12 protein-coding genes are annotated in these 12,550 nt (G+C 50.5%); 1 reads left to right on the top strand and 11 read right to left on the bottom strand.

Annotated features, from left to right (window positions below; genetic code table 11):
- Nucleotides 1-39: 39 nt before the first annotated feature.
- The 8 genes from WC980_01360 to WC980_01325 all read right to left on the bottom strand — a co-directional run bounded on the left by WC980_01360 (nt 40) and on the right by WC980_01325 (nt 7,312).
- Nucleotides 40-579, bottom strand: coding sequence for a type II secretion system protein (locus tag WC980_01360; protein ID MFA5793707.1), 540 nt, complete (start codon nt 577-579; stop codon nt 40-42).
- Nucleotides 580-850: 271 nt separating this feature from the next.
- Nucleotides 851-1,456, bottom strand: coding sequence for a metal-dependent hydrolase (locus WC980_01355; protein ID MFA5793706.1), 606 nt, complete (start codon nt 1,454-1,456; stop codon nt 851-853).
- Nucleotides 1,457-1,465: 9 nt separating this feature from the next.
- Nucleotides 1,466-2,872, bottom strand: a complete 1,407-nt coding sequence (locus WC980_01350; protein MFA5793705.1) for a tetratricopeptide repeat protein — start codon at nt 2,870-2,872, stop codon at nt 1,466-1,468.
- 64 nt (nt 2,873-2,936) lie between these two features.
- Nucleotides 2,937-3,458, bottom strand: coding sequence for a hypothetical protein (locus WC980_01345; GenBank protein MFA5793704.1), 522 nt, complete (start codon nt 3,456-3,458; stop codon nt 2,937-2,939).
- 19 nt (nt 3,459-3,477) lie between these two features.
- A complete protein-coding gene (locus WC980_01340; GenBank protein ID MFA5793703.1) occupies nt 3,478-4,005 on the bottom strand; it encodes a hypothetical protein in 528 nt (175 codons plus the stop codon).
- A 152-nt stretch (nt 4,006-4,157) separates the two neighbouring features.
- A complete protein-coding gene (locus tag WC980_01335) occupies nt 4,158-4,838 on the bottom strand; it encodes a sigma-70 family RNA polymerase sigma factor (GenBank protein MFA5793702.1) in 681 nt (226 codons plus the stop codon).
- A gap of 657 nt (nt 4,839-5,495) precedes the next feature.
- Nucleotides 5,496-6,512 (bottom strand): hypothetical protein, encoded by a 1,017-nt coding sequence (locus tag WC980_01330; GenBank protein ID MFA5793701.1) that lies wholly within the window; start codon nt 6,510-6,512, stop codon nt 5,496-5,498.
- A 14-nt stretch (nt 6,513-6,526) separates the two neighbouring features.
- Nucleotides 6,527-7,312: a hypothetical protein gene (locus WC980_01325; protein MFA5793700.1), complete on the bottom strand. Its 786-nt coding sequence runs from the start codon at nt 7,310-7,312 to the stop codon at nt 6,527-6,529.
- Between the two features lie 571 nt (nt 7,313-7,883).
- Between WC980_01325 and WC980_01320 the strand changes: the two genes are divergently transcribed.
- Complete coding sequence (locus WC980_01320; GenBank protein ID MFA5793699.1) at nt 7,884-8,690, top strand: hypothetical protein; 807 nt, start codon at nt 7,884-7,886, stop codon at nt 8,688-8,690.
- A gap of 215 nt (nt 8,691-8,905) precedes the next feature.
- Here WC980_01320 and WC980_01315 read toward each other — a convergent pair whose 3' ends face one another.
- The 3 genes from WC980_01315 to floA all read right to left on the bottom strand — a co-directional run bounded on the left by WC980_01315 (nt 8,906) and on the right by floA (nt 12,544).
- A complete protein-coding gene (locus WC980_01315; protein ID MFA5793698.1) occupies nt 8,906-9,772 on the bottom strand; it encodes a radical SAM protein in 867 nt (288 codons plus the stop codon).
- A gap of 228 nt (nt 9,773-10,000) precedes the next feature.
- Entirely contained in the window at nt 10,001-11,455 is a 1,455-nt protein-coding gene (gene dacB / locus WC980_01310) for a D-alanyl-D-alanine carboxypeptidase/D-alanyl-D-alanine-endopeptidase (GenBank protein ID MFA5793697.1), read from the bottom strand.
- Nucleotides 11,456-11,524: 69 nt separating this feature from the next.
- Nucleotides 11,525-12,544: a flotillin-like protein FloA gene (gene floA / locus WC980_01305; protein ID MFA5793696.1), complete on the bottom strand. Its 1,020-nt coding sequence runs from the start codon at nt 12,542-12,544 to the stop codon at nt 11,525-11,527.
- Between the last annotated feature and the right edge of the window lie 6 nt (nt 12,545-12,550).

The following is a 12,550-nucleotide window of genomic DNA, read 5'->3' as shown; positions in this document are numbered from 1 at the left end:
GCCGGCTCCGAAATCGGAGGCGGTAATCTTTCTTATCGGTTAATCCTGCAATCTGGAATCCGCGTCGGTCCAATCGGCCGAGCTGGCCTTGACCGCGATGACCTGTCCGCCGAAATAAAGGACGTTGATATCCTTCTGGCTGTTTTCCGGGTCGTGGTTGGTTGTTCTATCGGCGCCGATGGGGCGGCTTTCATCCGTAGCCGCGGTGATGGTGAAATTAGGACCGCGGTAATTGCAGACGCCGTCGCCCGGGGCATCTCCGACCAACGGGCAGACGAACTTATCGTGGTTCTTGGTGCCCAGGGCCGATGTTTCCGGGGTGGGCATCTGGCGCAGGACGTTCCAGAACCCGGCGCCCTTATAAGTATCGCCTCTGGGGTAGCCGCCCATTGACATTTCATACTGGAGCAGACCGGCGTAAAGGCTGGTCAGGTTGCGGCTGCACTTGAGCATATTAGCCCTGAACTTGGCGTTAGCCACGCCCGGCAGGACCAGGCTGGCCAGGATGCCGATAATGGCGATAACCACCAGCAGTTCAATCAACGTAAACCCGCCCTTGCTATTATTGCTGTGTTTCATATAACTCCTCCTCTTAGTCGCTGTTAGACTTTAGTCGTTACAGCGACTTAGATCCAGCTAAACGTAGTTTAGCAGGATAACTACATTTCCCATCGCTGTTGGGCTTTAGTCGCTCTAGCGACTCAAATCCAGCTAAACGTAGTTTAGCAGGATACATATAATTGCAGTTACTTCTACGAGGGTGACTATACCCGGACAGCAGAAAATGTCAAATAATTTTATATATATTATTGAAGTTAGTAGGAGTCTGTCTGTTGACTGCCAGTAGTGCCTAAAATATCCGGCTAATCCAGGAAACGATACCGATTAAGATAAGTATTGCTGAAACCGCCGAGCGATATCTGAACCTGCCGCGTGCTAAAATAATCACGCCCAAGCCGATAGTCCAGAGCATCAGGAATTCCGCGGCAAAGCATTCTATGCTCCACCACAGATGTAAAAGGGTTCCTATGCCAATCGGCGATACCGGTATCGGATGAATCGGGAAGAAGAAGCGGCTGTTATCAAACGGTATGAAGAATCCCACGCCCAGCCCGCCGTTCGTCAATGCGTCCAGCACGCCGTGCATGGCAAAGGCTATCCAGAAAAGACCGAACAGTCCCCAGACCCCGCCGGGGAAGTTCCGGCGGACATCGCGCAGGATGAAAACGGCGGCCAATGCCAGCAGTCCGGCAAAGACCAGTGAATGGCTCAATCCCCGGTGGCCGAGCATATTCCCGTAAGGAATCCATTTCATAAACAGGGCATCGGCATCCGGCAGGACCGAAAGCGCCATAACTGTAACGCCGTAACTGTGCCGCCGCTCGGCCGGGACATAACCACTGCCCAGGCTGGCCACCACATAACCCATAAACGCGTGCGTCGGAATGGTCGGCATAGTTGATTGTTAATCCTTCTTCGGCGGAATCTTTATGTCGGTCGGGCTAATCGGATGGGCCGGCGGTTGTTGGAAAATATCCCGCATCGGTTTTATTACAGGCATAGGCGTCTCGATATGGTAATGGTACTCCGGCTTCTGCTTGGAGATTTCGGCTATCACCTTGACGTGCTCCTTTAACAGCTCTATCTCTTTCTTAAGCAGGGTTATCTCGGCCTCGTATTTGTCCTGCAGTTTGGCGCTGTCTTTCTGGTAACGCGATGCTATCTCGTTCTGGATGTCCCGGATTTTGGCCTCCATCTGCCGTCCGGCCAGTTCCTGCTCGGCCTGGACCAGGTAATCGTTGGTGGTCCGGTCGCCCGGCTTGAGCTTGAGCGACTGCCTGAAATCGGCCACGGCCTTGGCCAGCAACGCCTGGTATTGGTCCGATTCCGACATCATCTGCGCCCCCTGGGCGAACATCACGCCCCGGTAGAAATATGCGTCCGGGTTGTCCGGCTCCAGCTTAATCAGCCGGTCGAAATCTGCCCGGGCCTTGGCCAGCTCGCCCATCAGCCCGTAGCTCCGTCCCCGTATGGTGTAGGCCAGTGCGTTCAAGGCCGGGGGGATTTTACCCTGTAAGGGCTCGTGCTCCGGCGGCTGAAGTTCCAAAGCCTTGGTGCAGTCCGAGATGGCCTCCTCAAGCCGGCCCATCGTTTCGTAAATCATAGCCCGCAGGAAATAATGCCAGCCGTTGGCCGGCTCCAATTCGATAAGCCGGTCGGCATCGGCCACGGCCGGCTGGAACTGCCGGATGTCGAAGAGCAGGCTGGCCCGCTCACGCAGGGCCTCGGTGTAATCGGGGTTGAGCTCGATAGCCGCGCTGTAATCCTTGAGCGCCGCCTTGAGCTGGTTGTAATTGTGGTAGATACCGGCCCGGTAGAAATGGGCGTCGGCGTCGTCCGGGTCCAGCTCGATGGCCCGTGAAAATGTGTAGAGCGCGCCGTCCAGGTTGTTGTCCGCCTGGTGCACCAGCCCCAGGTGGTAATAGGCGTCGGCCTTGGTCTGTCTGTCCGTGTCCGACAGCTTGTCATCCTCCGGTAGGAGCTTGACGGCGATATTGAGCAGAATCCGGGCGGCCGGGAATTTACCTTCCTTAAAGGCGCTGATGCCTTGCCTGAGCATACCCTCGGCCTCGGTCGGCTTGCGCTCCGGCGGCAGGCCTTTTCGGAATATCTGCTTTAATTCATCCAGGGATTGCTTCTTCTTGCCTTTGGATTTGAGATGCGTGAATGTTTCCTCCAGCCCGAAGAGCTTGTTCCGGCAGTCTTCGCATTGGCGCAGGTGGTCGAACAAGGCGTCGAAATCCTTGATATGCTCGTGCGCGCCCCGGGCGTAATCGGTGATGTCGGCCTTGAATTTAGCGCAATCTTTCATATAAGCTCCCTTGCCTTACCACGAAAACACGAAATAGTAAAAATCAGAAATTATAAGTATTATCTTAAATATGGCGGTAAATAAATATCAACGATGGCATATTTAACACAGCTACAATTGTCAGAGCTATTACAAACAAGATAACTATTGCCTTTATTTTAGGTTGTTGTTGCAGGCCGAAATATTCCAGTGCATTCTTATTGAAGAAAAGCATGAATAAAAAGGCGGAAACTAGCCCAAAACCACCATATTCAAGGCAATATTTCGCAGAAGAATATTTACTGGCTGTTCCAATAAACCCGAGGGGTATCCAAATAAATCTATTTGCATTCCATAATGCGTTACACATAAAACGTAAAGCACCTATCCACCAGCCCCATTTCTTAGCGCGCCAGATACCGACTGCTGAAATTAAAGACAGTAATCCCATAAGAGCTATGTATATATAAACGAAGCTGAACGTATCCGCGTAGATAATATTTTTACCATACAAAATAAATAAATAACTTAGCTTGAAAATAGATAAGGCACATCCCCAGATAAGCAGGAAGAGGATTATCTTTATAATAAGAGGCCGCTTGTTCATATACGCTCCCATTTTGTATTTATATTCTGTTTAGATAAGGAGTAAATTTCGCCATCAGTATGACAAGTATCAATAAAATTAACAGGGCGGTTAAAGATAAGATGGCAATTACCTTTGTTTTGGGCAGTTGTTGAAAGCCGAAATATTCCAGCACGTTATCCTTGAAGAAAGCCAGGAATATCAAGGCGCTAAATAGGCCCCAACACACACGCTCAATATAAAAAGATATTCCAAGAGGGGATTGACTGAACATTCCAATAAACCCGGGCAAGGGAATAAATAAACTTATATTTATTATTACGAGAAATATGAAATACAAAGCGCCGGTCCACCAGCCCCATTTCTTAGCGCGCCAAACGCCTATGGTCGAAACCAAAGACAGTAAACCCGCAATGTATGCGTAAGCGAGGAGAATTATACTTGGAATGAGAAATGAACTCCATGATTTGTGCACAATAAATGTATCAGCCAGGCCTAAGACGAATACAAGGTTTTCCCAGATAAGCAGGATTAGAATTATCTTTATAATAATAGGCCGTTTGTTCATATAAGTCCTTTACCACGAAACCACGAAATAGCGAAAACCCGAAATATTCCGTGCTTTAATAGTTTCGAGCCTTCGTGGTAAATTCTCCTAGTATTAATTTAATCCGTGATATTCGTGTTTATTCGTGTCCATTCGTGGCTAATTCTTCTTAGCTAATTATCCTTCTTTATATGCGGGCCGTCGGCGTGGTACCGCAGGCTGATATCCCTGAACTCGGTGTCGTGCTTATGCAGGTTGTCAATCTCCTTCTGCCGTTTGAGCCAGAGCATTTCCATCAGCACGGCGAATTCGTCCCTCAGCTCCGGCTCGTTATTTGCCCGGAACAGTTCGTCCTCCTGCAGGATGGCCTCGTAATGCCGTCCGTCCTCGACAATCAGGTCGAACAAGCGGTGCTGTCGGTGGTTCAGGATAGCCAGGATGCAGTCCATCGTGATTTTGGCCTCGGCGTATTCACGCACCTTGCCGTATCTGAGTTTGTCGATATCCTCAGGCAGGGGCACGCAATGTTTGTTCCGGCGCGCTTCGGACCGGGTGAACATATAACACTCGTCCTTGCAGATTTTATAAATCCAGGACGAGAATTTCCGGGTGTCGTTAAAGCGCCGGATGTTTTTCCAGGTGGATACGATGGTTGACTCAGACACCTCGTCGGCGTCGGAGTTGATTTTACTTTCGCCTCGTTTGGTATCGGGCACGAAGAGTTCGATGCAGGAAAGCTTACGGCAGGCGAACCCGAACAGCCTCGGTTGCCAGCGGTGGACCAGGTGGTCGAATGCCGGCTGTTCACCGGACACATATGCCGCGGTCAATTGCTCATCTGGTCTGTTATCCATAAACACGAATCTCACTAATAGAACGAATCCCACGAATCTTATTCGTGGCATTAAAGATTATTCGTCTGCTTCGTGTTTTAATATAGGTTAAAACATAAAATAAGTCAAAATATTTGCGAGTACTCCGAAGGTGCCTTACCCTCCATACCAGGTATAATTACCCTCAAGCCCTGGGTGGATTACGGTCAAGCCCTAGGTGGATGTCGGTCCAGCCCTGGGTAGATGTGGATGGGTTGGAGGTAAGATGTGGGTGGTATGGAGGTATAATGCCCCCCAAGCCCTGGGTGGATTACGGTCAAGCCCAGGGTGGATGACGGTCAAGCCCTGGGTAGATGTGGATGGGTTGGAGGTAAGATGTAGGTGGGCTGGAGGTATAATGACCCTCAAGCCCTGGGTGGATTACGGTCAATCCCAGGGTGGATGACGGTCCAGCCCTAGGTAGATATGGGTGGGTTGGAGGTATAAGCACCCCCAAGCCCTGGGTAGATATGGATGGGCTTGAGGGTATGGTAGGGATGGTGTGGGGTAGGGGGGATGCCACCCCCTATGTGCCAGAAAGGCAATTAAATGGCGATTCAGGCGGTTTTCCGGGGGGCAAGCACGAAGGAATGGGTAAAAAATACGGAGGAAGGGTGGAAGAATTAAGATGGAAAATGCTTAATTTGTTTTTGGTCCCTGTCCAATGGTTGCCCTTATCCTATTCAATAATTGGGTATATAAATCTGCCTCATCTTTCCAGACGATATGATTATAGTGATTGGTGTCGAAGTGACAGTCCTTCATATAATCACAGTGACAGGTATATATGACTGGGATATTTAATCCATGGGCAAATCCGGCCTCATAATAAACCCCGCCTCTTTGGCCTGTAAAATCGGCCACTAAAAACCTGCTCCTTTTTATCTCTGCAATAATTTCATCGTGTATCTCGCCGAGGAATTCCTTATTCTTTATTAATTGAGGCTTATAGCCAGCATTATCAATTGCTTTTGCGAACCCTTCTTTATAGACATTATCCAAAAAGTTATGCTCCGTCTCATTTTTCACAGGATCAGGAAACCACATCGCCACAAACGCCTGATGAGAGGTCGGGTTAACCTTGCCTAATTCATAAATACGTTCATAACCTTTAGGGGTTATTACAATGAGGTTAGTTCCAGCAATACCATCCCACGTACATTTTATATAGCCATCATCACGCAAAGCGAATAATATTGCCTCAAATTCCCCTGAGTTTAACGCATACAAAATTGGTTGGTAGTTTAAACCCACAGTAATTGGTTCACCTAAGTAATGAGATAGTTTTCCTAAGTTCTGTAATGCCTTATTTAGTTTCTCATCAATTCTTTTAGGGAACTGATCTATCATTTCTTCAATTGTAATTAGCGTTATTTTATTAGGATTTATTCCATTATCTTCTAATTCCTCAATTGTTCCTGATTTGTTTTTAAAGTCAGTAATAACTGGTCTTATTTGTGAATTATTCAGCTTCTTTGTTTGCAGGTACGATGCAATACGAACTTTATCATCGGCATTGATTTTAGTGGTAACATCGGCTCGTTGGTCTTTATAATAAAGCCCACATTCTTTACAGCTATCTAAATAAATCCATGTCGTGAGAATTTGAGCATCTTGGGTAAGTGGTTGATTACAGAATAAACAATTTATAGTCATCTGATAACCCTTGATTAATTATTATAAAACCGTTCAAATGTTACTTTGTTATACTTGCCAAAATTAATGCTAAAGATTTTCTTAGCATTTATTTTTCTTCTTTCCTCTTCTGGTATTTTATTTTCGACATATAATTCTGAAGGTATTTTAAAGTTATTCGATAATGCATTAAATAATACAGTTTCCCCTATTGTTAGAGCAGTTTCACGAGCATTCTTAAAATTAGATATGTGCAAAAGTATTATTAGCATAGGTACCGAAATAATAAAAGGCCACTTGTCCCAAAAAACTGGAGACCTAATAAACCCAGTATACGTGATATAAGCAAACCATCCAAGGATTCCTATAATTGCGCCAATTAAAGCTACACCGTGACTATTAAGTATATCGCTAAACCTTTCTTGCCTATCATCTGCTCCTTTTATCCCCTCGTCTTTCATCTTATTTTCCTGCCAGAGCGTAACTGCTATTCGCCACGCGCCATCACGCGAAATCTTATCAACATCTATAGGTTTGTGTGTACTTCTATCTTGTAATCTTAACAAATTCCATTCCGTACAAGCCTTAATAAGGGGGCGATAATCTACTAGAGGGCAAAGGGAATAATAAAACATTGATAAAAAATATCCCATAGCGCCGACGCCCAAGAAAGAAATAATAGCTATTCCTATGTCACCACGTATATATTCTAGTAATTTTTTCGCATCCCCAAAGTTAGAAATACATAGGTATATAAAAAACTCTAGTAACATTATTAAACTAGGCAATACATAACGAAGGAACCTGCTGGCTTCATTCATACAACGCATCCTTTAATACGATTATTTTACCTGCTTGACTTTGCCACAACTTCAATTAATAATTAATAAGCCTCTAATATACCATTTCCGTGGGGCTGTCAAGTTTTAGCCACTGATTACACAGATTTAATTATAGCCATATTTATCCGTGTTAATCCGTCCTTACAGGAGGTTTTGCTCTGGCTAAACTTTCTTTCCGGAATTCCCGGATTTTTCCCCAAAAGGGGTGGGGGTCCGGCAGAGTATATAGTGGAGGGCAAGGGCGCCCTCGGGCACAGGAAACGCACCCTCCGGGGTATCCGTAAGCCCGCCTGACCGGGTTGGTAGGGGTGGCTGACCAGTCGGGCAGGGATGCCGGGTTGCCCCGGGTTTCCTTGGCCAAAGGGTTGCCCTTGTCTCCTGCGAATATGGGTTTCTTGGGTGGAATTCGGACACTGTATCCGTATAACGAGATAGAATTCTGCAAGGATTATCCCGTCGGAACAGACGGGATCTAACTCGGCTGTAACGCCTCAGCCCTCCCGAATGCTTTCGGGATGTCTGAAGGCTAACAGCGAGTAAGAGGTGATTTATGCCATTCCAAAAGAAGTTTGAACTGAAACTGTTTGTCCCGGCCACCTGGGAAGTTGCCGGCGATATGCCTGACCGGTGGGCTGAGGGTTTGAAGAACAATGCCGAACGCATCAACGACCGCCGACAGGCCAAAATCCCGGATGACGGGACGTTTATCAACCGGATGGCCACTCCGGCATCCAAGGGCTATGCCCTTTATGTGCCGGGCGGTTATGTCTCCAAGCGAGGCCGGTCTGCCGAAGGTATCAGGGGTTCTCATACCGAGAACCTCAAGAAGGCCTTTGACGATTGGAACACCAAGATTAACCAGGCGTTTGCCACGGTTAACGGGGTGGTTGCCAAGGTCTTCAAGGATGCGGTTGACAACGCCAAGGACCGTTGGGCCATCAAGATAGGGGACAAGACCTTGAGGTTCACCGGAGACCGAATCCGGGGACGCTCGGTGGCGCCGATTGCGGCGTTCTACCTGGCCGGAGATGAAAGGGCCCAGGGCTGGATCAGGGAAGCTGACCTGGCTGACGGGGCGCCTTACAACATCACCAGCCCCAGGGAGATGAACGCGCTCAAGGCGGCTCTCCAGCAGAGGCTTATGCAGGGCGGACAGCTGATAGTCAACAGTGAGTATCACGCTGACCTCATCGCGTCGGAGAATGCGGTCAATGCATCGCTCTTAACCAAGTTAAGGGACGCCACCAGGGCCGATGCCTTTGTAGCAACTCCAACGCCGGATAAGTGCTTCTGCGCTTGGGTGCTCGACCCGACCGGCCTGCTCTACCTGCACATCCAGGTAGGCATTACCGTCTAGCGGGAAGTGTCCCATTCGCTGGCGCGAAGGGATAATGTGCCGGGTAACTCGCAGGCTCGAACCGGCACTAAGCACAAACTAAAGGGGCGACCAGTAATGGTCGCCCCTTGTTTGTTTTTCCAGTGCTTCGCACTGGATAACGTGGCAGTAACTCCCACTCCACTTCGTTTCGGGGATAAGTGTTACTAATTCGCTTTGCTCAAAGTAACACTAATCTACAATCCGCGCATGAACTCGGGGCGGAAGTTGTTGTCGCCCTTAAGGTAGCTGTCTATCTCGGCCAGTAGTCGGGCTTTGTCTTTGTTGAAGGTGCCGGCCAGCGGCGCGTAATTGGATGCGTGGTTGGCTCGGAAGATGGTCTGGTTGCTGTCTATGTTGGCGACTACCAGCCGGATTTCTTTGACCATATCCTCGGCTTCGGGCAGTTCGAACTTGCCTGACTTATAATCATCGGCCAGCGGCGTGCCGTTTACTATCATTAATGTAAGCAGGCTGAAATAACGCGGGTTCATCAGGTTGACGGCTTTGGCCGTGTCCAGCGCGTGCGGTTGGGAGAGCTCTTTACCGCCCAGCCCAATCAGCCCGATGACGGACATCTTTATGCCGTTGGCCTGTGCTTTCTTAACGGCTGTTATCATATCCGATGCGGTGGCGCCTTTGTTGACACGGCGGAGCACTTCGTCGTTGCCGCTTTCCAGCCCGATATAGGCGATGGTCAGCTTGTGTTCAGCCAGCTCGGCCAGCTCGGAGTCGGTCTTCTTGATTATATCGCGGGCGTTGGCGTAGATGCCAACCCGTTGGAGCTCGGGGAAAACCATAGCCAGCGCTTTGAGTATTTTCAGGAGCTGGCTGTTGGGCAGAATCATAGCGTCGCCGTCGCACAGGAACACACGCCGGGTGTGGGGCACGCATTTGCCGGCCAGTGCGATGTCGGTCAGGACGTCTTCGAGCGGGCGGACGCGGAATTTCTGGTCGTAGGTGCCGCAGAAGGCGCATTTGTTGTGCGAACAGCCGTAGGTTATCTGGAGCAGATAACTGTCTGCCTCGCTGGGCGGGCGGATGATGTTGCCTTCATATCTCATATAAATCTTTGCCACAGAGGCACAGAGAGCACTGAGAATTCTATTTATAAGGAGACCAGGAATTCAGGAAAAATAATTATTCTTGTTCTCTTGGATTCCTTATAAAACCAGATTGTATTCGAGCTTGTCTGTGGTGTATTCTTCTTTTCTCATAAGTTAAGCCACAGAGACTCAGAGTTCATAGAGATTAAATATAATTAATTCTCGGTGTTCTCTGTGCCTCAGTGGCTATTTTTCTTCGGCTAATAATTTCGCCACCTCGTTCTGGAATTCGAGCGCGCCGTAGGGGCCTTCGGGCACGTATTCTAGCCCGTTGTTCATTATGGAAAATATATACCTGGGCTTGCCGTTGTCGCCGCAGACGTATCCGGACAGGCATTTAACGTTGTTGATGGTGCCGGTCTTGGCCCAGATGCGTGATTTCTTCTTGTTGTTGCCTTCGGGCCAGGCGCGGTTGTTGAGCGAGTCGCGGTAATCGTTAAAATACTTGTGGCCGGCCATATAGCTCAGGAACTGGACCATCTGGCCGGGGGCGACCCAGTTGCTCCGGGCCAGGCCTGAGCCGTCCGATATCAGGTAAGTATTGCTGGGGATATTGACCTGCCGGTCCAGGAAATCGCCGACGGCGGCGGCGCCGGTCTCGAATGTGCCTTTGCCCTTGAACTGGCATCCGAGCAGTTTGAATATCTGTTCGGCGTAGAGGTTCTGGCTGCGCTGGTTGGTGACGGTGATGGTCTTCTTGAGGTCGGTGCTGTTCCGGCAGATTTCGGTCAGCCGGTCGGCCTTGGGGTCGTAGGCGCGTTCGGCCAGGACGACCTTGCCGCTGATGGTTATGTTCTTGGTCATCGTTTCCGAAAGGACCGTGCCGAAGAATAAAACCGGGTTGTCCACCGGAACTGATTCCTTGTGGCAGAGTATATCGCCGGAGATGGCGCCTTTGACGGTGATGACGTTGGTGCCGGGCAGGCGGCAGAAGGTCAGGGTATTTCTGGAGCCCGGATAGCTGTTGTTGATGAGGCTGACGTATTTGGTCGGGGGCGATGTCGCGGCTTTGGTATTTTCGGCCGGGCGGACAGTGATGTCGATGCAGTTGTCGTTGAAGGCGATGCCCGAGACCGGGGCGCAGTACCAGCAGTTGAGCTGGTTGCTGGGCCAGTAGTCGTTGACGTAGTCGCGGTCGAATGCGGTATCGTCGAGGATGATATTGCCCTGGACGTTGGTAACGCCCAGCCCGGCCAGCTTATTACGCCATTGCTCGAATACGGCCAGCGGTTTGTCGTTGTAGAACCGGCCGGAGATATTGGGGTCGCCGTTGCTCTTGACCACCAGGTTGCCCTGGAGAGTTTCGTTCTGTATAACGCCGTCGTAATAAAGCGAGGTGGCGAACTGGAAGTCCGGCCCGAGTTTGCACAGTGCCACGCCGGTGGTGATGAGTTTCATATTGGAGGCCACGGCCATAAGATAGTCGGGGTTCTTTTCGTAGACGACCTGGCGTTCGGGCCAGGAGATTATCTTGACGCCCAGGTGCGACTTGGTCAGGTGGTGCTTGACCACCAACGAGTCAATCCGGCCGGCGATGTCCGTCGTCGGCGAGGCGGCTAATATTACGGCGCTGGGCAGGGCAAGGCAGAGGATAAGCAGGAGTGCGGGGATTAGGTTTTTGGTCCTTTGTTTGATGAGCACGGCTTACTCTTTAATCAGAGAACCGGCCTTTCCCCTGTCCGGGGAAAGGCCGGTATGAAATATCGTTAATTAGTGGTTGTGTTTTTCGGGATTTCCCTTTTCGGGCTGTTTGGGTTCGGCGATGGAATGGCGCATCTCCGTATCGGCCTGGATATTCTTTATGTTGTAATAATCCATCACGCCGAGTTTGCCTTCGCGGAAGGCGTAGGCCAGGGCTTTGGGCACCTCGGATTCGGCCTCCACGACTTTGGCTCTCATTTCCTGGGTCTTGGCCTTCATTTCCTGCTCGGACGCCACAGCCATAGCGCGCCGGGTTTCGGCCTTGGCCTGGGCGATCTTGAGGTCGGCCGCGGCCTGGTCGGTCTGGAGTTTGGCGCCGATGTTATCGCCGACATCGACGTCGGCAATGTCTATGGACAGGATTTCAAAAGCCGAGCCGGCATCGAGCCCTTTTTCCAGTACCTTCTTGGAGATGCTGTCCGGGCTGGCCAGGACCATTTTATATGTATCAGCCGAGCCGATGGTGGTGACGATGCCTTCGCCGACGCGGGCGATGATGGTTTCCTCGGTAGCGCCGCCGACCAGGCGGTCCAGGTTGGTCCGGACGGTGACCCTGGCCCGGGCCCGGAGCTGGATGCCGTCCTTGGCTACGGCGTCAATGGTGGCGCGGGTGCCTTCGGATTGTTTGGGGCAGTCGATGACCTTGGGCAGAACGCTGGTATGGACGGCGCCGAGCACGTCCCGTCCGGCCAGGTCGATGGCCATGGCCCGTTCGGTAATCAGGGGAATGCCCGCCTTATTGGCGGCGATAAGCGCCCGGACTACGTTGGTGACGTTGCCGCCGGCCAGGTAGTGGGCTTCGAGCTTGTCGGTGGGGATGTTCAGCCCGGCCTTGACGGCGTTAATCCGGTTGACGACGATGGTGTATGAGTCGACTTTCCGGAACCACATACCGACCAGGTCCAGCAGTTTTACCGGCGCGCCGGAAAGCAGGGCCTGGAGCCACAGGAAGAAGAACTTGGACACGATTATTCCCACCACAATCAAGACAAGCAAGCCTATGCCGATTCCGATAGTTGTCAGTTCCATAAAAAC

The sequence above is a fragment of the Candidatus Brocadiia bacterium genome (assembly GCA_041658285.1).
Classification (GTDB): Bacteria; Planctomycetota; MHYJ01; order JACQXL01; family JACQXL01; genus JBBAAP01.
The sequence above is the reverse complement of the archived record's forward strand: the minus strand, read 5'-3'. Positions and strand labels throughout refer to the sequence as shown.